Here is a 22,207-nt window from a genome sequence, read left to right on the forward strand (position 1 = left end):
AATTGGGTCGAGATCAGGGGTAGCTCTTAATCACAAGAATGCCACCTGACCGTCAACGGTATTGGAGGAAGACGTTGTCTCGCCCGAACTGGTCACGCAAGGCTTGAATCAACGCATCCGCCGGATCGATTCGCCACGTCTCGCCAAACTGCAGCAAGGCCTTCGCATCTGGGCTCGTGTACTCCATGGTGATAGGGCATGCGCCGCGATGCCGCTTGAACAACTCACCCAGCCAGCGTAGCTGATCGCCCTTCAAATCCTTGGTCTGCAGCTTCAGGCGCAGGCTTTCGGCAAGGTTGGTGCGCGCATCTTCCATGCTCATCACGCGCTTGACCCGCAGCTTCAGGCCGCCGGAGAAGTCGTCATTGCTGACTTCGCCTTCGACCACCACCATCGCGTCCGTCTGCAACAGCGATTGCGCGGTATGGAACGCCTCGGCAAACAGCGACGCCTCGATCCGTCCGGAGCGGTCATCAAGGGTGATGAAACCCATTTTGTCGCCCTTTTTGTTCTTCATCACGCGCAGGGCAATGATCATGCCGGCGACGGTCTGGGTATCGCGCGCCGGCTTCAGGTCGATGATGCGCTGCCGGGCAAAGCGACGGATTTCACCTTCGTATTCGTCAATCGGGTGACCGGTCAGGTACAGGCCCAGAGTGTCTTTCTCGCCTTTCAGCCGTTCCTTGAGCGTCAGTTCCTTCGCCTTGCGATGACTGGCGTAGACGTCCGCGTCTTCTTCGACAAACAGCCCGCCGAACAGGTCCGCATGGCCACTGTCCTGGGTGCGTGCGGTTTGTTCGGCAGCCTTGATCGCCCCTTCCATTGCCGCCAGCAGTACCGCGCGATTCTGGTCGATGCTCGCTTGATAGGCTTTCGGTTCGTCATGGAAACAAGGCCCCAGACGATCCAGCGCACCGCTACGGATCAATCCGTCGAGGGTACGTTTGTTGATCCGCTTGAGATCGACGCGGGCGCAGAAATCGAACAGGTCCTTGAACGGACCGTCCTGGCGCGCCTCGGTGATCGCTTCCACCGGGCCTTCACCCACACCCTTGATCGCGCCGAGACCGTAAATGATCCGGCCTTCGTCATTCACCGTGAACTTGAACTCGGAGGCATTCACATCCGGCGCGTCGAGACGCAGCTTCATGCTGCGAATTTCTTCGATCAAGGTCACGACCTTGTCGGTGTTGTGCATGTCCGCCGACAGCACCGCCGCCATGAACGGCGCCGGGTAATGGGTTTTCAGCCACGCGGTCTGGTACGACACCAGGCCATACGCCGCGGAGTGGGATTTGTTGAAGCCGTAACCGGCGAACTTCTCTACCAGGTCGAAAATGTTACCGGCAAGGTCGGCGTCGATGTTGTTGGTCGCGCAACCTTCAATGAAACCGCCGCGCTGCTTGGCCATTTCTTCGGGCTTTTTCTTACCCATGGCCCGACGCAGCATGTCCGCACCACCGAGGGTGTAACCGGCCATGACCTGGGCAATCTGCATCACCTGTTCCTGATACAGGATGATGCCGTAAGTCGGTGCCAGTACCGGTTTGAGGCCTTCGTACTGGTAATCCGAGTGCGGGTACGCGAGTTCGGCGCGACCGTGCTTACGGTTGATGAAGTCGTCCACCATGCCCGATTGCAACGGGCCCGGACGGAACAGGGCCACCAGTGCGATCAAGTCTTCCAGGCAGTCGGGCTTGAGCTTCTTGATCAGCTCCTTCATGCCGCGGGATTCGAGCTGGAACACCGCCGTGGTTTCAGCTTTTTGCAGCAGCGTGTAGGTCGGCTTGTCGTCCAGCGGAATGAACGCAATGTCCAGCGGCGGCTGATCGACCTTGGCGCGGTCGCGGTTGATGGTTTTCAGCGCCCAGTCGATAACCGTCAGGGTCCGCAGACCGAGGAAGTCGAACTTCACCAGACCGGCGGCTTCAACGTCATCCTTGTCGAACTGGGTTACCAGGCCGTCACCGGCCTCATCGCAATAGATCGGCGAGAAGTCGGTCAGTTTGGTCGGCGCGATCACTACACCACCGGCGTGTTTACCGACGTTACGCACAACGCCTTCCAGCTTGCGCGCCATCTCCCAGATTTCGGCGGCTTCTTCATCGACCTTGATGAAGTCACGCAGGATCTCTTCCTGCTCATAGGCCTTTTCCAGGGTCATGCCGACTTCGAACGGAATCATCTTCGACAGACGATCCGCCAAACCATAGGACTTGCCCTGCACCCGCGCCACGTCCCGCACCACAGCCTTGGCCGCCATGGAACCGAAGGTGATGATCTGGCTTACCGCGTTGCGACCGTATTTCTCGGCCACGTATTCAATCACCCGATCGCGGCCGTCCATGCAGAAGTCGACGTCGAAGTCGGGCATCGATACCCGTTCCGGGTTGAGAAAACGTTCGAACAGCAGGTCATATTCCAGCGGATCGAGGTCGGTGATCTTCTGTACGTAGGCCACCAGCGACCCGGCACCCGACCCCCGGCCAGGACCTACCGGCACGCCGTTGCTCTTGGCCCACTGGATAAAGTCCATCACGATCAGGAAGTACCCGGGGAAGCCCATCTGGATGATGATATCCAGCTCGAAATTCAACCGATCGACGTAGACCTGGCGCTTGGCCTCATAGTCTTCCGTGGTGTCCTTGGGCAGCAGAACGGTCAGGCGCTCTTCCAGGCCATCGAACGACACTTTGCGGAAATACTCGTCGATGGTCATGCCATCGGGAATCGGGAAGTTGGGCAAGAAGTGCTTGCCCAGTTTCACTTCGATGTTGCAGCGCTTGGCGATCTCGACGGTGTTTTCCAGCGCTTCAGGCAGATCACTGAACAGCTCGGCCATTTCCTCGGCGCTTTTGAGGTATTGCTGATCGCTGTAATTCTTCGAACGCCGCGGATCGTCGAGGGCCCGGCCCTCACCAATGCAAACGCGGGTTTCGTGTGCGGCGAAGTCTTCCTGCTTGATGAAACGCACATCGTTGGTCGCGACCAGTGGCGCGCCGATTTTCTCGGCCAGGGCCACGGCACCGTGCAATTGCTCTTCATCGTTGGGGCGATTGGTGCGCTGGATTTCCAGGTAGAAACGATCCGGGAACACCGCCATCCATTCGCGCGCGAGGTTTTCCGCTTCAGCCGGGTTGCCACTGAGCATGGCCAGACCGATTTCGCCCTCTTTCGCCGCCGACAGCATGATCAGGCCTTCGCTCGCTTCGGCGACCCATTCACGCTCGATGATCACCGAGCCGTTGCGCTGGCCGTCGATGAAGCCACGGGAAATCAGTTCGGTCAGGTTGCGATAGCCGACCGCGTTCATGGCCAGCAGGCTGATCCGGCTCAGGGCGTTGTCCGGATCCTTGTTCGACAGCCACAAGTCGGCGCCGCAGATCGGCTTGATCCCGGCCCCCATGGCGGCTTTGTAGAATTTGACCAGGGAACACATGTTGTTCTGGTCGGTGACCGCTACGGCAGGCATGTTCATGCCGACCAAGGTCTTGACCAGCGGCTTGATCCGCACCAGACCGTCGACCAGGGAATATTCAGTGTGCAGGCGTAGATGAACGAATGAAGCCGGCATAGTGATCCTGTCTAGAAACGTGAAGACAACAAGGCCCGGATTGTACCGGGCCTTGAGTAAAACATCAGCCTTGCGACTAACTCTCGATCAGACTTTCCCGCGCCTCGTACGCCAGGCGTACCGGGGCGAACGAGCGGCGGTGAATCGGCGTCGGCCCCAGGCGGGCCAGCGCTTCCAGATGAACGGGCGTCGGGTAGCCTTTATGCCCGCCGATGCCGTAACCCGGGTAAATCAGTTCGAATGCCGCCATCTCGCGGTCGCGGCTGACCTTGGCCAGGATCGATGCCGCGGCAATGGCCGGAACCTTGCCGTCGCCCTGCACCACCGCTTCCGCACGCATGGACAGTTTCGGGCAACGATTGCCGTCGATCATCGCCAGTTTCGGCTGAATGTGCAGGCCTTCGACCGCGCGCTGCATCGCCAGCATGGTGGCGTGCAGGATGTTCAGTTCGTCGATTTCTTCCACTTCGGCCCGGGCGATATACCAGCTCAGGGCTTTTTCGCAGATTTCGTCGTAGAGCTTTTCGCGGCGGGCTTCGGTGAGCTTCTTAGAGTCATTCAGGCCGAGGATCGGCCGGTTTGGATCAAGGATCACCGCCGCCGTGACCACGGCACCGCAGAGTGGGCCGCGACCGACTTCGTCGACACCGGCCACGAGGTCTTCGACTTCGGCGACCAGGGTGAAGTCCAGGCCCATCTGAATGCTGGTTTTGCTCATTGTGTTTTGCCGATCAGGTTCAGTACTGCATCCGCCGCCTGATTGGAGGCATCCAGACGCAAGGTACGGTGAATTTCGTCGAAGCCGCGAGTCTGCTCCTCGCCACCTTCGATCAAGGGTGAAAGCGTTTGAGCCAGGGCTTCGACCGTTGCGTCGTCCTGCAGCAACTCGGGCACCAACAGGCGCTGCGCCAGCAGGTTGGGCAAGGACACGTAAGGGCTTTTCACCATGCGCTTGAGAATCCAGAACGTCAGGGGCGCCAGTCGATAAGCCACCACCATCGGCCGCTTGTACAGCAACGCTTCAAGGGTCGCCGTACCGGAAGCGATCAGTACCGCGTCGCACGCGGCGAGGGCCAGATGGGATTTGCCGTCGAGCAAGGTCAGGGGCAGGTCGCGGCCGACCAACAGTTCTTCAAGCTGCGCACGGCGCTCCGGGTTGGCGCACGGCATGACGAAGCGCACGCCAGGACGCAGGGCGCGCAGGCGCTGGGCGGTGTCGAGGAACAACGCGCCGAGTCGGCCCACTTCGCCGCCACGACTGCCGGGCATCAGCGCAACCAACGGGCCGTCCGGTAAATCAAGTTCAGCCCGCGCGGCGGCGCGATCGGCCTCAAGCGGGATCGCATCGGCCAGGGAGTGCCCGACAAACCGCACCGGCACGCCTTTCTCTTCATAGAATTTCGCTTCGAACGGGAACAGCGTCAGCATCAGGTCGCAGCCTTCGCGAATCTTCAGCACGCGCTTCTGCCGCCACGCCCACACCGACGGGCTGACGTAATGCACGGTCTTGATCCCGGCCTGACGCAGCTTGAGTTCGATATTGAGGTTGAAGTCCGGGGCATCGATACCGATGAACACGTCCGGTTTCTCGGCGATCAGGTCGGCGATCAGCTTCTTGCGCCGCGCCATCAGTTCGCGCAATCGGCCCAGCACTTCCACCAGGCCCATGACCGAAAGACGTTCCATCGGGAAATACGAGGTCAGGCCCTCGGCTTGCATCAACGGACCACCGACACCGATGAACTCCACCGCCGGATGCTGAGCCTTGAGTGCGCGCATGAGACCCGCGCCCAGAATGTCACCGGAAGCCTCACCTGCTACCAGCGCAATACGCAGATTAGCCATGATTAACGGGTAATGCCGCGGGTCGAAGACTGGATGGAATCACGGAACACCGCGACTTCCGGGAACTGATCCGAGGGTTCGGCCAACTCGGTGAGCGCTTGCTCGACGGTCAGGCCCTGTCGATAAACCACCTTGTAGGCACGACGCAGCGCGTGGATTGCGTCTTCGCTGAAACCACGACGACGCATGCCCTCGAAGTTCATGCTGCGTGCTTCGGCTGGGTTGCCAAACACGGTGACGTACGCTGGAACGTCCTTGCCAATGGCCGTGCCCATGCCGGAAAAGCTGTGGGCGCCAATGTGGCAATACTGGTGAACCAGGGTAAAACCGGAGAGGATCGCCCAGTCTTCAACGTGCACATGGCCGGCCAACGCCGTGTTGTTGACCAGGATGCAGTGGTTGCCGATGACGCTGTCGTGACCGATGTGGGCATAGGCCATGATCAGGTTGTGATCACCCAGGGTCGTTTCCGAACGGTCCTGAACGGTCCCGCGGTGAATCGTCACGCCTTCCCGGATGACGTTGTGGTCACCGATGACCAGACGGGTTTCTTCGCCTTTGTATTTCAGATCGGGCGTGTCCTCACCTACCGACGAAAACTGGTAGATGCGGTTGTGCTTACCGATTCGGGTCGGGCCTTTGAGAATCACGTGCGGCCCGATCACTGTTCCCTCGCCGATTTCCACACCTGCGCCGACGATCGACCACGGGCCGACCTCGACGTCGTCGGCCAGAATGGCCGTCGGATCGATGATTGCGCGAGGGTCAATCAAACTCATAGTTTGCGTTCCGCACAGATGATTTCAGCGGAGCAGACTGGCTTGCCGTCGACCGAAGCCTGGCATTCGAACTTCCAGATCTGACGCTTGCAGCTGATGAAGCGGGCCTCGAGGATCAACTGATCGCCTGGGGTGACAGGCTGGCGAAAACGCAGCTTGTCGGAGCCGACGAAGTAGTAGAGCGTGCCGTCGGCAGGCTTCACGTCGAGCATTTTGAAGCCAAGAATGCCGGCAGCCTGAGCCATCGCTTCGATGATCAGCACGCCCGGCATGATTGGATGCGCAGGGAAGTGACCATTGAAAAACGGTTCGTTGATGCTGACATTCTTGTAGGCGCGAATGCGCTTGCCTTCCACATCCAGATCCACGACCCGGTCCACCAGCAGGAACGGGTAACGGTGAGGCAGGTATTCGCGAATCTCGTTGATGTCCATCATTTCGGGGGGAAGCCTATGTAAAGATTGGGAGCGTGCGACTGACGCGCGCCCCTCTAGCAAATCAAGCAGGCAGTCTAACGGCTGTGCACACTTGATATGGAAATGGTATCAGCCATCTGATGAAGCATTACCGTCAGGGGTCACTTCCCCTACACGCTTTTCCAGCTGTCGCAGACGCCGCGCGATGTCATCGAGCTGACGGATGCGAGCCGCGCTTTTGCGCCATTCGGCTGCTGGCTGCATGGCCGTACCGGAAGAATAGGCGCCCTTCTCGGTAATCGAGTGGGTCACCATGGTCATCCCGGTGATGAAAACGTTGTCGCAAATTTCGATATGACCTACCAGCCCGACACCGCCAGCGAGCATGCAATGCTTGCCGATTTTGGTGCTGCCGGAGATCCCGACACAGGCGGCCATGGCGGTGTGATCACCGACCTGCACGTTGTGGGCGATCTGGATCTGGTTGTCGAGCTTCACGCCATTACCGAGAACGGTATCGGCCAATGCGCCGCGGTCGATAGCGGTATTCACGCCAATCTCCACATCATCGCCGACCAACACGCCACCGATCTGGGCGATTTTCTGCCAGACACCTTTCTCGTTGGCAAAACCGAAGCCTTCGCCGCCGAGTACGGCACCTGACTGAATCACCACACGCTTGCCGATGCGCACGTCGTGGTAAAGCGTGACCCGCGGGGCCAGCCAGCCGCCTTCGCCAATTTCGCAACGGGCACCGATGAAGCAATGCGCACCGATGGTCACGCCGGCAGCAACGCGTGCCGCGCTTTCGATCACCGCAAAGGCACCAATACTCGCAGCCGGGTCAACCACCGCGTCCTCAGCCACAACGGCTGTCGGATGAATACCGGCAGCCGCTTTCGGTTTTGGGTCGAACAGGTGGGAAATACGCGCGTAGGCCAGATACGGATCAGGCACCACCAGCGCATTACCGGCAAAACCTTCGGCATCAGCGGCCTTCAGCAACAGGGCTGCGGCCCGGCTGTCTGCCAGGTATTTACGGTATTGAGGGTTTGCGAGAAAGCTCAACTGAGATGGGCCAGCCTCTTGCAAAGTGGCTAGCCCAGTAATTGCTTTCTCCGGGTCGCCACGTAGCGTGGCGCCGAGGAACTCGGCCAATTGGCCGAGCTTTATAGTCGCTGTCATAGTTACTTCAGCTGATTCATGCGCTCGATAACCTGGCGAGTGATGTCGTACTGAGGTTTGACATCAATCACTGCGCCACGCTCGAAGACCAGGTCAAAAGCACCTTTCTTGATGACTTCTTCCACAGCGCTGTCCAGTTTCGGCTTCAGCTGCTTCAGCATTTCACGGTCAGCAACGGCTTTGGCTTCGTTCAGCTCCTTGGACTGGAACTGGAAGTCACGGGCCTTTTGCTTGAACTCGAGCTCAAGGCGCTCACGCTCGCCTTGCTGCATCTTGTCGCCACCGGCCATCAGACGGTCCTGAATGCCTTTGGCGCTGCTTTCCAGCGTCTTGAGCTTGCTCAGTTGCGGACCAAATTTCTTCTCGGCATCCACGGCGTATTTCTTGGCCGCGTCGGATTCCAGCAGGGCCATCTGATAGTTCAGAACGGCGATTTTCATGTCGGCAAAAGCCGGGCCTGCGACCAGTACGGTGGCGAGGAGAACCAATTGAGTCAACTTACGCACGATGCACCCCTACAAAATCCATTGTCATTATTTTGAGGCAGACGCTTAGAACGTCTGACCAAGAGAGAATTGGAACACTTGAGTTTCAGCGTTATCCGGTTCTTTTACTGGCATTGCCAGCGCGAAACTCAGCGGACCCAGCGCAGTGACCCATGTCACACCTACACCGACGGAACTGGCCATGTTGCTGAGGCTGATGTCGTTGCACTGCGTATTGGACTTCGACGCAGGATTAGTGTTGGTCGTCTGCTCGCACTTGGAGTCGAACACGTTACCCACATCCCAGAATACCGAGGTACGCAGGGAACGTTGATCCTTAACGAACGGCAGCGGGAACAGAATCTCCGCACCACCTTGAATCAGGACGTTACCACCGAATGGCAGTGGATCCTGATCCGGGTCAGCCAGCGTGCCCGGGTTACCGGTAGATCCTTGACCACGGCTCGGCGTACTGCGCGGGCCCAATGTACTGTCCTTGAAGCCACGAACCGAGTTGAAACCACCAGCATAGTAGTTTTCATAGAATGGCAAGCCATCGGTCGAACCGTAACCATCGCCATAACCCAATTCAGTGTGCAGGCGCATGGTGTAGTTCTCAGACAATGGCTGGAACAACTGGCCACGGTAATCGAGCTTGAAGAACGACAGGTCGCTACCTGGTGTAGTGACTTCCGCCGTCAGGCTTTGAGAATGACCACGGGTCGCCAATATGCCTTTGTTCAGGGTGGACTCGGACCAGCCGGCCGACGCCTTGAAGTTCAGGTACTGATCGCCTTCACGGTTAACAAAGTCGAAGATTTCGTCGACGGTGTATTGACCGGTCTTGATCTTGTCTTGCTGTGCCGTCAGGCCGAAGGTCAGACGCGACGTCTCGCTGATCGGGTAACCGACGCTCACGCCAGCACCCAGGCTGTCTACGGCATAGCTGGCTACGTCGACGTCGAGGTCTTTGTAGTCGGTGGTGCGATAGAAGGCGTTGTAGCCCAGGCTCACACCGTCTGCAGTCCAGTACGGGTCGACATAACCGAAGTTATAGCGGCTCTGGTATTCGCTTTTGGTCAAGCCGATGCTGACCTTGTTACCGGTACCCAGGAAGTTGTTCTGGGTGATCGAGCCACCGAGGATCAGGCCGGCACTTTGCGCGAAACCGATACTCGCAGTGATCGAACCGGAAGCTTGTTCTTCAACGCTGTAGTTCACGTCAACCTGGTCATCGACGCCCGGTACAGCCGGGGTTTCGACGTTCACTTCTTTAAAGAAGCCCAGACGCTCAAGACGGGTCTTGGATTGATCGATCAGGTAGGTCGAAGCCCAGCCACCTTCCATCTGACGCATTTCACGGCGCAGCACTTCGTCTTCGGACTTGGTGTTGCCACGGAAGTTGATGCGGTTAACGTAGGCACGCTTGCCCGGATCGACAGCGAAGGTGATGTCGACAGTGTGGTCTTCATCGTGAGGCTGAGGCACGCCGCTGACGTTGGCGAAGGTGTAACCCTCGTTACCGAGGCGGCGAGTGATCAGTTCCGAGGTGGTGGTCATCAGCTTGCGCGAGAACACCTGGCCTTTCTGAACCAGTAGCAGGGACTTGACCTGATCTTCAGGGACTTTCAGGTCACCGCTCAGCTTGACGTCACGAACGGTGTACTTCTCGCCTTCGTTGACGTTGACAGTGATATAGACGTGTTTCTTGTCCGGGGTAATCGATACCTGGGTCGAAGCGATATCCATATTGATATAGCCACGGTCCAGGTAGTAGGAGCGCAGACGCTCCAGGTCACCGGAGAGTTTTTCACGGGCGTACTTGTCGTCGTTCTTGAAGAAGGACAACCAGTTGGTGGTCTTCAGTTCGAACAGGTCGATCAGGTCTTCGTCAGGGAAGACCGTGTTACCCACCACGTTGATGTGCTGGATAGCCGCGACGGTGCCTTCGTTGATGTTGACCTTCAAGCCGACGCGGTTACGTGGCTGCGGTACCACTTCGGTGTCGACGGTGGCCGAGTAGCGACCCTGAGCGACGTATTGGCGCTGCAGTTCGTTACGCACACCTTCGAGCGTGGCACGCTGGAAGATCTCGCCTTCGGCCAGACCGGATTGTTTGAGGCCCTTCATCAGGTCTTCAGTGGAGATCGCCTTGTTACCCTCGATCTCGATACTCGCGACCGATGGGCGCTCGACTACCGTGATGACCAGGACGTTGCCATCGCGGCCCAGCTGGATATCTTGAAAGAACCCGGTTTTGAACAAAGCACGAGTGGATTCCACCAGGCGACGATCGTCCGCCTGTTCGCCGACGTTTAACGGCAAAGCACCAAAGACGCTACCCGCGGAGACCCGCTGGAGGCCATTGACGCGAATATCAGAGATAGTGAAGGACTCGGCGTGAACTTCGGCGATCATCAATACGGTGAGAACCGCAGTTAGCAGCAGACGTTTCATGAAGTCCTTTCTTATTCCAACTGGCAATAAACAAACTGCCGCAAAATGCGGCAGATTCGCAATTCAGCGAAGTGTTACAGACGGCCCAAATCATTGACCAGAGCAAGCAACATCACCCCGACCACCAAACTGATACCGATCTGCATCCCCCAACCCTGCACCCGATCCGACAAGGGACGACCACGCGCCCACTCGATCAGATAAAACAACAAATGCCCCCCATCCAGTACAGGAATAGGCAACAAATTCAGAACTCCCAGGCTAATACTCAGATAAGCAAGGAAATTCAGGAAATCAGCAACGCCCGACTGGGCAGAAGCGCCCGCCACTTTAGCAATGGTTATCGGTCCACTCAAGTTTTTTACCGAGAGCTCACCGAACAACATTTTCTTGAGCGAATCGAGGGTCAGTACACTCATGGTCCAGGTGCGTCGAGCACCCTCTCCAATCGCGGCCACAGGACCGTAACTGACTTCGCGAATCATCTCTGGTGGCCAATCGACCGCTTTCACCCCGGCGCCCATGTAACCGGTAGGCGCCTTGCTCTCGCCGCGAGCGGCCAGCGTCACAGGGACATCGATTTGAGCACCATCGCGCTCGACGCGCAGCATGATTTTGGTATCCGGATGCATACGGACGGTGTCGACCACTTGTTGCCAGTCGTCCAGCGCCTTGCCATCCAGAGCCAGCAAGCGATCGCCGGTCTTCAGGCCAGCAGCCTGCGCCGGCCCTTTAGGGTCAAGTTCGGCCAACACGGGCGGCAACGCCGGACGCCAAGGACGGATACCCAGTGAACGGATCGGATCCGGTTCGTCAGCACCCTTGAGCCACTTATCCAGCATCAGCTCGCGAGGAGAGTCCGCCGTGGAACCCTGCTCACGCACCAACAATTGAAGTGAACCGCTCTCGCCAAGACGGCGAACCAGTTGCAGATTCACCGAAGCCCAGCCGGTCGTTGGCTCGCCATCGATGGCAACTATTTCCTGACCCGCAGTCAAACCGGCCTTGGCGGCAATACTGCCGGATTCGACCGCACCGATAACCGGCCGTACCTGCTCGCTGCCGAGCATTGCCAAGACCCAGAAAAAAACCATGGCCAGCAGAAAGTTGGCAATCGGGCCGGCAGCCACGATTGCGATACGCTGGCCGACAGATTTGCGATTGAAAGAATGTTCGAGCTGATCGGCCGGCACTTCGCCTTCACGCTCATCGAGCATTTTCACGTAGCCGCCCAAAGGGATGGCAGCCACTACGAACTCAGTGCCTTTCTTGTCGTGCCAGCGCAGCAACGGCATGCCGAAGCCTACGGAGAAACGCAGCACTTTGACCCCACAGCGACGTGCGACCCAGAAATGGCCGAATTCGTGGAAGGTAACCAGCACACCCAAAGCCACCAGGGTGCCGACAATCATATAGAGCGCGCTCATCTACTTTCTCCGCAATCCTATCCGGTGCTGCATGGACCAACGTATTGCAGCACTTACCGCCCGTGACGACTCAACCAATGCCCGGCCAGTACTCGCGCTTTCGCGTCAGCCGTGAACACGGCCTCGAGATCATCCACCGCCACTACAGGCTCGAGGTTCAACACTTCCTCGATGATACTCGCGATTTCCGGGTAGCGAACCCGCCCGTCGAGAAACGCCGCCACAGCCACTTCATTCGCCGCATTCAGCATCGCCGGTGCGCTATTACCAGCCTCGGCAGCCTGGCGCGCAAGGCGCAGGCAAGGGAAACGCTCTTCATCGGGCGCATGGAAGTCCAGTCGCGCAATGGCAAACAGGTCCAGCGGCGCCACACCCGAGTCGATACGCTCCGGCCAGGCCAGGGCATTGGCGATCGGTGTGCGCATGTCCGGATTACCCAACTGCGCGAGCACCGAACCATCGACGTAGTCGACCAGAGAATGAATCACGCTCTGAGGGTGAATCACCACTTCGACCTGGGACGGTTTGGCATCGAACAGCCAGCAGGCTTCGATCAGCTCAAGCCCTTTGTTCATCATGCTGGCCGAATCGACCGAAATCTTGCGCCCCATGGACCAGTTCGGATGAGCACACGCCTGGTCGGGGGTAACATGCGCCAGCTCAGACAAAGGTGTCTGTCGGAACGGACCGCCAGAGGCCGTCAGAAGAATCCGACGCACGCCAACCACACCCAGCCCACGGGCGAAATCCTGCGGCATGCACTGGAAAATCGCGTTGTGCTCGCTGTCGATCGGCAGCAGCACCGAGCCGCTTTTGCGCACAGCTTGCATGAACAGAGCGCCGGACATTACCAGCGCTTCCTTGTTCGCCAGCAAAATCTTTTTACCCGCCTCGACCGCCGCCAGGGTCGGACGCAAGCCCGCCGCACCAACGATGGCCGCCATGACGGCATCGACTTCAGGATCGGAAGCGACCTGACACAGCCCCTCCTCCCCTACCAGCACGCGGGTCGACAGGCCGGCTGCGCGCAAGTCGTCCTGCAGGGTTCGGGCAGCATCGGCTTTCGGCACGACCGCAAACCGCGGCGTATGACGCACACACAGGGCCAACAACTCACTCAAACGAGTGAACCCGCTCAAGGCGAACACCTGATAACGCGCAGGATGACGAGCAATCACGTCGAGGGTGCTCAGCCCAATCGAACCGGTCGCCCCCAGCACCGTAATCTGCTGAGGCCGGCTCACGGCGCAGCCATCCACAACAGTACGGCAAATACCGGGATCGCAGCCGTCAGGCTGTCGATTCGATCAAGCACACCACCATGCCCCGGCAGCAGGTTACTGCTGTCCTTGATGCCTGATTGACGCTTGAACATGCTTTCGGTGAGGTCACCCACCACCGAAATGAAGACAATCACTGCCGCGCCGATCAACCCCATCAGCACCTGGGCGAAACTCCAGTCGCGCACCAGGCCGACGATTGCGGTGATGACCAGGCTCAGCGCCAGGCCACCGTAAACGCCTTCCCAGCTCTTGCCGGGGCTGACCTGTGGCGCCAGCTTGCGCTTGCCGAAGGCACGACCGGAAAAGTACGCGCCGATATCGGCACCCCAGACCAGCACCATCACCGCCATGATCAACCAGTTCCCCAAGGGCTCCTGTTTGATCTGGACCAGACCTTGCCAGGCCGGCAACAGAATCAGCAAACCAATCATCAGCTTGCAGGCGGCACTGGCCCAATGTTCGCTGGAACGCGGATAGGTCAGCACCAGATACGTCGCCACCGCCCACCAGAGCACCGAAGCGCCCAGTACCCAAGGCGCAAGCCCCGGCATGATGTGCATGACAAACAGCATCAACACGACCACTGCAGCATAGGCAACGCGAATCGGCTGGGCGGTAAAACCGGCCAGCCGCGCCCATTCCCAGGCACCCAGCGTCACGACCAGCCCGATGAACAGCGCAAAGCTGGATCCTTCGAGCAGGAAAAACCCGCACAAAGCGATCGGCAGCAGGATCAGTGCGGTGATGATTCGTTGTTTAAGCATTAAACCCGGGCTCCAGCCTCGACCTGCTCGCTCGTTTTACCGAAGCGGCGCTGGCGAGAAGCGAAATCGGCCAGCGCATTTCGCATGGCATCGTGTTTGAAGTCCGGCCAGAACAGGTCGGAGAAGTACAACTCGGCGTAAGCCAGCTGCCACAGGAGGAAGTTACTGATGCGATGTTCGCCACCGGTACGGATGCACAAGTCTGGCAACGGCAGATCGCCCGTGGCCAGACAGGTTTGCAGCAATTCCGGAGTGATGTCTTCCGGGCGCAGATGCCCGGCCTGAACTTCCCGCGCCAGTCGCTGAGCGGCTTGCGCGATGTCCCACTGACCGCCGTAGTTGGCGGCGATCTGCAGGACAAAACGGTTGGCACCGACGGTCATCGCTTCGGCTTCACGCATGGCAGCTTGAAGCTCGGGGTGAAAGCGCGAGCGATCACCGATGATGCGCAGACTGATGTTGTTGTCATTGAGGCGTTTGGCCTCGCGACGCAATGCCTTGAAGAACAGATCCATCAAGGCACTGACTTCATCTGCAGGGCGCTGCCAGTTTTCACTGGAGAAAGCGAACAGGGTCAGCACCTCGACCTTGGCCTCGGCGCACACCTCGATTACCGCACGAACCGCATCCACGCCCGCTTTATGCCCGGCGACACCCGGCATAAAGCGCTTCTTCGCCCAGCGATTATTACCATCCATGATGATCGCGACATGGCGCGGCACCGCGGACGGCGCAGTCTGCTTGGTCTTATCCATGAAAACGCGACCCTTATACGGCCATCAGGTCGGCTTCTTTCTGCTTGGTGGCCGCATCGATGTCAGCCTCAGCCTTGTCGGTCAGCTTCTGGATATCGGCAGCGGCACGACGTTCTTCGTCTTCACTGATTTCCTTGTCCTTGACCAGTTTCTTAAGGTCACCCAAGGCATCGCGACGAATGTTGCGCACGGCAACACGAGCATCTTCAGCGGCACTGCGCGCCTGCTTGGTGAAGCCCTTGCGGGTTTCTTCAGTCAGTGCAGGCATGGAGATCAGCAGCAACTCGCCCAGGTTAGTCGGGTTGAGGTTCAGGCCAGCACTCTGGATCGCCTTGTCGACGGCCGCGAGCATGTTGCGCTCAAACGCGACAACCTGCAGGGTGCGGGAGTCTTTTACCGTGATGTTGGCCACTTGGGTAATGGACGTGTCTGCGCCGTAATATGGCACCATCACGCTACCCAGGATGCTTGGGTGAGCCTTGCCTGTACGAATCTGACCAAATGCATGGTTCAGAGAGTCCAGGGATTTCTGCATGCGCTCTTGAGCGTCTTTCTTGATTTCATTGATCATTGTTGGCCTTCCTCGATCAGGGTCCCTTCAGCGCCACCATGCACGATATTCAGCAGGGCGCCGGGCTTGTTCATGTTAAAGACGCGCAATGGCATCTTGTGGTCGCGGCACAGGCAAATGGCCGTCAGATCCATCACGCCCAGCTTGCGATCCAGCACTTCATCGTAAGTCAGATGATCGAACTTCTCGGCATGCGGGTCTTTGAATGGGTCAGCGGTGTAGACGCCATCGACCTTGGTCGCCTTGAGCACGACATCGGCATCGATTTCGATTGCACGCAAGCAGGCCGCCGAGTCCGTGGTGAAGAATGGATTTCCGGTCCCCGCCGCGAAAATCACGACTTCCTTGGCGTTCAGGTGACGCATGGCCTTGCGGCGATCATAGTGATCGGTCACGCCCACCATGGAAATGGCCGACATCACGATGGCCGAGATATTGGCACGTTCCAGCGCATCGCGCATGGCCAGGGCGTTCATCACAGTGGCCAGCATGCCCATGTGGTCGCCTGTCACCCGATCCATGCCGGCTGCGCTCAGCGCTGCACCGCGGAACAGGTTGCCACCACCGATCACCAGACCGACCTGAACGCCGATACCGACCAGCTGGCCGACTTCCAGCGCCATGCGATCCAGAACTTTCGGATCGATCCCGAACTCTTCCGAGCCCATCAGGGCCTCGCCGCTAAGCTTGAGTAGAATGCGTTTATAGCGAGCCTGATAACCACTGCCCTGCTGAGCCATTGCGAATCTCTCCTGCGGCGTATTTTAAAAAATTCTTTGCGAGCTGTTTACAGCTGCGTTCACTCTAGCTTGGCGCTGCTTCAGCGCCATCGGAACATGGCTTTGTAAGCCAGTTCCAACGGGAAACCAATTAAAAATTGGCGGCCCATCTGAAAAGAGGCTGCGCGCGTAAGCGGGCAGCCTCTTCAGGGCGACAGTTAAAAAAACCGTCTTACGACTTGGCAGCAGCCAGCTGGGCAGCAACTTCTTCAGCGAAGTTGTCTACTGGCTTCTCGATGCCTTCGCCTACTTTGAAGTAGGTGAAAGAAACGATTTCAGCACCGGCTTTCTTGGCCAGCTCACCAACCTTGATTTCAGGGTTCTTGACGAACGCCTGCTCAACCAGGCTTGCTTCAGCCAGGAACTTGCTGATACGGCCTTTGACCATATTTTCAACAATGTTTTCTGGCTTGCCTTTGATTTTTTCTTCGTTCAGCTGCAGGAACACAGCTTTTTCACGCTCGATCGCTTCGGCAGAAACTTCCGAAGGCAGCAGGAACTCTGGGTTGCTGGCCGCTACGTGCATAGCGATGTCTTTGGCCAGTTCAACGTTGCCGCCTTTCAGGACAACTGCAACACCGATCTTGTTGCCGTGCAGGTAACCACCAACAACATCACCTTCAACGCGTACCAGGCGACGGATGTTGACGTTTTCGCCAACCTTGCCAACCAGTACCAGGCGATCAGCTTCTTGAGCGGCGATCAGCGGAGCGACGTCAGTCAGTTTGTCGGCGAACGCTTTTTCAACGCTAGCAGCAACAAATGCCTTGAAGTCGTCCTGCAGGGCCAGGAAGTCAGTCTGCGAGTTCACTTCCAGCAGAACAGCAGATTTGCCGTCTTCTTTCAGCGCGATAGCGCCTTCAGCAGCCACGTTGCCTGCTTTCTTGGCAGCCTTGATTGCGCCGGAAGCACGCATGTCATCAATGGCTTTTTCGATGTCGCCGTCAGCCTTTTCAAGGGCCTTCTTGCAATCCATCATGCCTTCGCCGGTACGCTCACGCAGTTCTTTAACCAACGCTGCAGTAATTGCTGCCATTTTCAAAATCCTCTTGGATAGGTTTTCAACCATTCCACCCGATCGAACGGGCGATCAATTCTTCCCGAACCACCGTTGTAAGCCGCTGCACGTTACAGCTCTGCAAGTGCGGGGCCGACAAACGGTTTTCGAGGTGGCAAAAAGGGGGCCAAGCCCCCTTTTTGCTTACTGAGTCAACGCCAAGGCGTCAATTACTCAGCCGCTGCTACCGGAGCTTCTTCAACGAACTGCTCGGTGCCACCAGCAACGTGGTTGCGACCGCGGATGACAGCGTCAGCCATCGAACCCATGTACAGCTGGATAGCGCGGATTGCGTCATCGTTGCCTGGGATGATGTAGTCAACGCCTTCCGGGCTGCTGTTGGTATCGACTACGCCGATAACCGGGATGCCCAGCTTGTTGGCTTCGGTGATCGCGATGCGCTCGTGATCAACGTCGATAACGAACAGAGCGTCTGGCAGACCGCCCATGTCCTTGATACCACCCAGGGAACGATCCAGCTTTTCCAGGTCGCGAGTGCGCATCAGCGCCTCTTTCTTGGTCAGCTTGGCGAAAGTACCGTCTTCGGCTTGCACTTCAAGGTCACGCAGACGCTTGATGGAAGCACGGATGGTTTTGAAGTTGGTCAGCATGCCGCCCAACCAGCGATGATCGACGTACGGCGAACCGCAACGTGCTGCTTCTTCAGCAACGATCTTGCCAGCGGAACGCTTGGTGCCGACGAACAGAATCTTGTTTTTGCCCTGGGCCAGACGCTCTACGAAAGTCAGAGCTTCGTTGAACATTGGCAGGGTTTTTTCAAGGTTGATGATGTGAATCTTGTTACGCGCGCCGAAAATGTACTTACCCATTTTCGGGTTCCAGTAACGGGTTTGGTGACCGAAGTGCACACCGGCCTTCAGCATATCGCGCATGTTGACTTGGGACATGATAGTTCCTTAATAAGTCGGGTTTGGCCTCCACGTATCCCAATGACCAACCAGCAGCATCAGCTGAAGGCACCCAGGTCATCGTGTCGACACGTGTGTGGATTTAAGCCTTTCGGGGCATCCCCGGAAAGCGGCGCATTTTATACCACAAGGCAGAAAAAAACGGAACCCGGATTCTCAAATCCTGATGCGCCCCCTTAATAGACCCGTGGAATCGTTCAAGAATGCGCCCATCTATAAAGAGATGCGACGCACAGAGGCTCAGATTTGCACTGATCGTCTGATAGAATCAGGTTTTTCAGGGCCGCGAAGTTCGATCGCACACGCCCATTTCGTTTTGACAAGCGCCATCGAGCGCAGAGAGAGCCTGTATGACCGTCACCCTCAAAACCCCAGAGGACATCGCAAAAATGCGCATCGCCGGCAAACTGGCCGCCGATGTGCTGGAAATGATTGCCGAACATGTCAAACCGGGCATCACCACCGATGAGCTGGACCGCATCTGCCACGACTATATCGTCAACGAGCAGAAAGCCATTCCCGCGCCACTCAACTATAAAGGCTACCCGAAGTCGATCTGCACCTCGATCAACCACGTGGTCTGCCACGGCATTCCGAACGAGAAGCCGCTGAAGGATGGCGACACCCTGAACATCGACGTCACCGTCATCAAGGACGGTTACCACGGCGACACCAGCCGCATGTTTCACGTCGGCACCGTGCCGGTCTGGGCCGAGCGCCTGTCGCAAGTGACCCAGGAATGCATGTACAAGGCGATTGAAATCGTCAAACCCGGCTGCCGCCTCGGCGACATCGGCGAAATCATCCAGAAGCACGCCGAAAAAAACGGTTTTTCGGTGGTTCGCGAATTCTGCGGTCACGGGATCGGCAAAGTGTTCCACGAAGAGCCGCAAATCCTGCATTACGGCCGTGCCGGCACCGGCATGGAACTGAAAGCGGGCATGACCTTCACCATCGAGCCGATGATCAATCAGGGCAAGGCCGACACCAAGGTGTTGGGCGATGGCTGGACCGCGATCACCAAGGACCGCAAGCTGTCGGCCCAGTGGGAGCACACTCTGCTGGTCACCGAAACCGGGTACGAGATCTTCACCCTGCGCGCCGACGACACCATCGCCCGCGTCTCGGCCTGATCCGGACGCACTGCTCTCAGCCTTATAGATAGACAGGAAAGCCAATCGATGCCGCAGGTGGATCCCGAACTCTTCGACCGCGGCCAGTTCCAGGCTGAACTGGCCCTGAAGGCAAGCCCGATTGCGGCTTTCAAGAAGGCGATCCGCCAGGCCCGCGAGGTCCTCGACGGACGCTTTCGCAGCGGCCGTGACATTCGCCGACTGATCGAGGATCGCGCCTGGTTCGTCGATAACATCCTGCAAAAGGCCTGGGAGCAGTTCAACTGGAGCGAAGACGCCGACATCGCGCTGGTCGCGGTTGGCGGCTATGGTCGCGGTGAACTGCACCCGTATTCCGACATCGATCTGCTGATCCTTCTGGACAGCGCCGACCACGAAGTTTTCCGCGATTCCATTGAGCGTTTTCTGACGCTGTTGTGGGACATCGGCCTGGAAGTCGGTCAGAGCGTTCGTTCGGTGGATGAATGCGCCGTTGAAGCCCGCGCAGACCTGACGGTGGTCACCAACCTGATGGAAAGTCGCACCATTTGCGGCCCCGAGCGCCTGCGCCAGCGCATGCTGGATGTCACCAGCACCGCGCACATGTGGCCAAGCAAGGACTTCTTCCTGGCCAAGCGTGCCGAACAGAAAGCCCGTCATCACAAATACAACGACACCGAATACAACCTGGAACCCAACGTCAAAGGTTCGCCCGGCGGCCTGCGGGATATCCAGACGATTCTGTGGGTGGCCCGGCGTGAATACGGCACCCTGAACCTGCGCGCACTGGCCGGCGAAGGCTTTCTGGTAGAGAGCGAAAACGCCCTGCTGGCCTCGTCCCAGGAATTCCTCTGGAAAGTCCGTTACGCCCTGCACATGCTCGCCGGACGCTCCGAAGATCGCTTGCTGTTCGATCACCAGCGCTCGATTGCCGGGCTGCTGGGTTTCGTCGGCGATGACGCCAAGCAAGCCATCGAAAACTTCATGCAGCAGTACTACCGGGTGGTCATGAGCATTGCCCAGCTCAGCGACCTGATCATCCAGCACTTCGAAGAAGTCATTCTCGCCCCGGAAGACGAAGCGCCACCGCAGCCGATCAACTCGCGGTTCCAGTTGCACGACGGCTACATCGAGGCGCGCAACGACAACGTGTTCCGGCGCACGCCGTTTGCCATGCTCGAAATCTTCGTGCTGATGGCCCAGCAGCCGGAAATCAAAGGCGTTCGCGCCGATACCATCCGTCTGCTGCGCGAACATCGGCACCTGATCGACGACGACTTCCGTAACGATATTCGTAACACCAGCCTGTTTATCGAGCTGTTCAAGTGCAAGATCGGTATTCACCGCAACCTGCGCCGGATGAACCGTTACGGCATCCTCGGGCGCTATTTGCCGGAGTTCGGCTTCATCGTCGGCCAGATGCAACATGACCTGTTCCACATCTATACGGTCGATGCACACACCCTGAACCTGATCAAACACCTGCGTAAGCTGCAGTACTCACAAGTGTCGGAAAAATTCCCGCTGGCCGCCAAGCTCATGGGCAAGCTGCCCAAGCCCGAGCTGATCTATATGGCCGGGCTTTACCACGACATCGGCAAGGGCCGGCATGGCGACCACTCGGAAATCGGCGCGGTGGATGCCGAAGCCTTTTGCCAGCGCCATCAGTTGCCGGTGTGGGACAGTCGCCTGATCGTCTGGCTGGTGCAAAACCACCTGGTGATGTCGACCACGGCCCAGCGCAAGGACTTGTCCGACCCGCAGGTGATCCACGATTTCGCACAGATTGTCGGCGACGAAACCCGCCTCGATTATCTGTATGTGCTGACGGTCGCCGACATCAACGCCACCAACCCGACCCTGTGGAACTCCTGGCGTGCCAGCCTGTTGCGCCAGCTCTACACCGAGACCAAGCGCGCCTTGCGTCGCGGCCTGGAGAATCCGGTCGATCGCGAAGAGCAGATCCGCCAGACCCAGAGCGCGGCACTGGACATCCTCGTGCGCGGCGGTACCGACCCGGACGACGTCGAGCAGCTGTGGGCGCAGCTCGGCGATGACTACTTCCTGCGTCACACCGCCGGCGACGTGGCCTGGCATAGCGATGCGATTCTCCAGCAGCCGGCCGACGGCGGGCCGCTGGTGCTGATCAAGGAAACCACTCAGCGCGAGTTCGAGGGCGGCACCCAGATTTTCATTTATGCGCCGGACCAGCACGACTTCTTCGCCGTGACCGTGGCCGCTATGGACCAGCTCAACCTGAACATTCATGACGCCCGCGTCATCACCTCCAGCAGCCAGTTCACTCTCGACACCTACATCGTGCTCGACACGGACGGCGACTCGATTGGCGATAACCCGGCGCGGGTCAAGCAGATCCGTGACGGCCTGACCGAAGCCCTGCGCAACCCGGACGACTACCCGACCATCATCCAGCGCCGGGTGCCGCGCCAGCTCAAGCATTTCGCCTTTGCGCCACAGGTGACGATCCATAACGACGCTCAGCGTCCGGTCACGGTCCTGGAACTCACGGCACCCGACCGTCCAGGCCTGCTGGCGCGAATCGGCACGATCTTCCTGGAGTTCGACCTGTCGCTGCAAAACGCCAAGATTGCCACGCTGGGCGAGCGGGTGGAGGACGTGTTCTTCATTACCGACGCGAACAACCAGCAGTTGTCAGACCCGCTGCTGTGCAGCCGCTTGCAGGATGCAATCGTTGAACAGCTGAGCGTCAGCCACGAACCCGATATCAAACTGTCGCGCATCAGTATCTGACCGCGTGCCAGGATTCA

Annotated in this window: 18 protein-coding genes; 2 read left to right on the top strand and 16 right to left on the bottom strand. The window is 58.4% G+C overall.

Annotated features, from left to right (window positions below):
• Positions 1-52 precede the first annotated feature (52 nt).
• The 16 genes from dnaE to rpsB all read right to left on the bottom strand — a co-directional run bounded on the left by dnaE (position 53) and on the right by rpsB (position 18,285).
• A complete protein-coding gene (gene dnaE / locus J2X66_RS09140; RefSeq protein WP_310263351.1) occupies positions 53-3,574 on the bottom strand; it encodes a DNA polymerase III subunit alpha in 3,522 nt (1,173 codons plus the stop codon).
• Between the two features lie 76 nt (positions 3,575-3,650).
• Entirely contained in the window at positions 3,651-4,277 is a 627-nt protein-coding gene (gene rnhB / locus J2X66_RS09145) for a ribonuclease HII (protein ID WP_310264170.1), read from the bottom strand.
• 11 nt (positions 4,278-4,288) lie between these two features.
• Positions 4,289-5,419 (bottom strand): lipid-A-disaccharide synthase, encoded by a 1,131-nt coding sequence (lpxB, locus tag J2X66_RS09150; protein ID WP_310263353.1) that lies wholly within the window; start codon positions 5,417-5,419, stop codon positions 4,289-4,291.
• Positions 5,420-5,421: 2 nt separating this feature from the next.
• On the bottom strand, positions 5,422-6,198 hold the full coding sequence (gene lpxA, locus J2X66_RS09155; protein ID WP_027924980.1) for an acyl-ACP--UDP-N-acetylglucosamine O-acyltransferase: 777 nt from the start codon (positions 6,196-6,198) through the stop codon (positions 5,422-5,424).
• Positions 6,195-6,635: a 3-hydroxyacyl-ACP dehydratase FabZ gene (fabZ, locus tag J2X66_RS09160; protein ID WP_008154051.1), complete on the bottom strand. Its 441-nt coding sequence runs from the start codon at positions 6,633-6,635 to the stop codon at positions 6,195-6,197. The genes lpxA and fabZ overlap by 4 nt, the downstream gene beginning before the upstream one ends.
• A gap of 108 nt (positions 6,636-6,743) precedes the next feature.
• On the bottom strand, positions 6,744-7,799 hold the full coding sequence (gene lpxD, locus J2X66_RS09165) for a UDP-3-O-(3-hydroxymyristoyl)glucosamine N-acyltransferase (RefSeq protein ID WP_310263355.1): 1,056 nt from the start codon (positions 7,797-7,799) through the stop codon (positions 6,744-6,746).
• Between the two features lie 2 nt (positions 7,800-7,801).
• A complete protein-coding gene (locus J2X66_RS09170; RefSeq protein WP_010462812.1) occupies positions 7,802-8,305 on the bottom strand; it encodes an OmpH family outer membrane protein in 504 nt (167 codons plus the stop codon).
• A 45-nt stretch (positions 8,306-8,350) separates the two neighbouring features.
• Positions 8,351-10,741 carry an outer membrane protein assembly factor BamA gene (gene bamA / locus J2X66_RS09175; RefSeq protein WP_310263357.1) on the bottom strand — a complete coding sequence of 797 codons (2,391 nt, stop codon included), beginning with the start codon at positions 10,739-10,741 and terminating at the stop codon, positions 8,351-8,353.
• A gap of 74 nt (positions 10,742-10,815) precedes the next feature.
• A complete protein-coding gene (rseP, locus tag J2X66_RS09180; protein ID WP_059181545.1) occupies positions 10,816-12,168 on the bottom strand; it encodes a sigma E protease regulator RseP in 1,353 nt (450 codons plus the stop codon).
• A gap of 53 nt (positions 12,169-12,221) precedes the next feature.
• Positions 12,222-13,412, bottom strand: a complete 1,191-nt coding sequence (gene ispC / locus J2X66_RS09185; protein WP_310263360.1) for a 1-deoxy-D-xylulose-5-phosphate reductoisomerase — start codon at positions 13,410-13,412, stop codon at positions 12,222-12,224.
• A complete protein-coding gene (locus J2X66_RS09190; protein ID WP_310263362.1) occupies positions 13,409-14,215 on the bottom strand; it encodes a phosphatidate cytidylyltransferase in 807 nt (268 codons plus the stop codon). The genes ispC and J2X66_RS09190 overlap by 4 nt, the downstream gene beginning before the upstream one ends.
• Positions 14,215-14,970: a polyprenyl diphosphate synthase gene (gene uppS / locus J2X66_RS09195; protein WP_008015050.1), complete on the bottom strand. Its 756-nt coding sequence runs from the start codon at positions 14,968-14,970 to the stop codon at positions 14,215-14,217. The genes J2X66_RS09190 and uppS overlap by 1 nt, the downstream gene beginning before the upstream one ends.
• A 13-nt stretch (positions 14,971-14,983) precedes the next feature.
• On the bottom strand, positions 14,984-15,541 hold the full coding sequence (frr, locus tag J2X66_RS09200; RefSeq protein WP_131059158.1) for a ribosome recycling factor: 558 nt from the start codon (positions 15,539-15,541) through the stop codon (positions 14,984-14,986).
• Entirely contained in the window at positions 15,538-16,281 is a 744-nt protein-coding gene (pyrH, locus tag J2X66_RS09205) for a UMP kinase (RefSeq protein ID WP_003172271.1), read from the bottom strand. Before pyrH ends, frr begins: the two co-directional genes overlap by 4 nt.
• Before the next feature lie 211 nt (positions 16,282-16,492).
• On the bottom strand, positions 16,493-17,356 hold the full coding sequence (gene tsf / locus J2X66_RS09210; RefSeq protein WP_007949329.1) for a translation elongation factor Ts: 864 nt from the start codon (positions 17,354-17,356) through the stop codon (positions 16,493-16,495).
• A gap of 191 nt (positions 17,357-17,547) precedes the next feature.
• On the bottom strand, positions 17,548-18,285 hold the full coding sequence (gene rpsB / locus J2X66_RS09215) for a 30S ribosomal protein S2 (protein ID WP_003219330.1): 738 nt from the start codon (positions 18,283-18,285) through the stop codon (positions 17,548-17,550).
• Between the two features lie 371 nt (positions 18,286-18,656).
• Here rpsB and map point away from each other — a divergent pair, with 371 nt between their 5' ends.
• Positions 18,657-19,439 (top strand): type I methionyl aminopeptidase, encoded by a 783-nt coding sequence (gene map, locus J2X66_RS09220; RefSeq protein WP_027924973.1) that lies wholly within the window; start codon positions 18,657-18,659, stop codon positions 19,437-19,439.
• Between the two features lie 48 nt (positions 19,440-19,487).
• A complete protein-coding gene (locus tag J2X66_RS09225; protein ID WP_027924972.1) occupies positions 19,488-22,190 on the top strand; it encodes a [protein-PII] uridylyltransferase in 2,703 nt (900 codons plus the stop codon).
• Positions 22,191-22,207 lie beyond the last annotated feature (17 nt).

Origin of the sequence: Pseudomonas sp. 3296 (genome assembly GCF_031456615.1) — a bacterium.
GTDB classification, from domain to species: domain Bacteria; phylum Pseudomonadota; class Gammaproteobacteria; order Pseudomonadales; family Pseudomonadaceae; genus Aquipseudomonas; species Aquipseudomonas mucoides.

Coding starts and splice junctions, on each gene's coding strand:
- dnaE (WP_310263351.1), bottom strand. CDS start 3,574: ATGCCGGCTTCATTCGTTCATCTACGCCTGCACACTGAATATTCCCTG.
- lpxB (WP_310263353.1), bottom strand. CDS start 5,419: ATGGCTAATCTGCGTATTGCGCTGGTAGCAGGTGAGGCTTCCGGTGAC.
- lpxA (WP_027924980.1), bottom strand. CDS start 6,198: ATGAGTTTGATTGACCCTCGCGCAATCATCGATCCGACGGCCATTCTG.
- fabZ (WP_008154051.1), bottom strand. CDS start 6,635: ATGATGGACATCAACGAGATTCGCGAATACCTGCCTCACCGTTACCCG.
- lpxD (WP_310263355.1), bottom strand. CDS start 7,799: ATGACAGCGACTATAAAGCTCGGCCAATTGGCCGAGTTCCTCGGCGCC.
- bamA (WP_310263357.1), bottom strand. CDS start 10,741: ATGAAACGTCTGCTGCTAACTGCGGTTCTCACCGTATTGATGATCGCC.
- rseP (WP_059181545.1), bottom strand. CDS start 12,168: ATGAGCGCGCTCTATATGATTGTCGGCACCCTGGTGGCTTTGGGTGTG.
- J2X66_RS09190 (WP_310263362.1), bottom strand. CDS start 14,215: ATGCTTAAACAACGAATCATCACCGCACTGATCCTGCTGCCGATCGCT.
- uppS (WP_008015050.1), bottom strand. CDS start 14,970: ATGGATAAGACCAAGCAGACTGCGCCGTCCGCGGTGCCGCGCCATGTC.
- frr (WP_131059158.1), bottom strand. CDS start 15,541: ATGATCAATGAAATCAAGAAAGACGCTCAAGAGCGCATGCAGAAATCC.
- pyrH (WP_003172271.1), bottom strand. CDS start 16,281: ATGGCTCAGCAGGGCAGTGGTTATCAGGCTCGCTATAAACGCATTCTA.
- tsf (WP_007949329.1), bottom strand. CDS start 17,356: ATGGCAGCAATTACTGCAGCGTTGGTTAAAGAACTGCGTGAGCGTACC.
- rpsB (WP_003219330.1), bottom strand. CDS start 18,285: ATGTCCCAAGTCAACATGCGCGATATGCTGAAGGCCGGTGTGCACTTC.
- map (WP_027924973.1), top strand. CDS start 18,657: ATGACCGTCACCCTCAAAACCCCAGAGGACATCGCAAAAATGCGCATC.
- J2X66_RS09225 (WP_027924972.1), top strand. CDS start 19,488: ATGCCGCAGGTGGATCCCGAACTCTTCGACCGCGGCCAGTTCCAGGCT.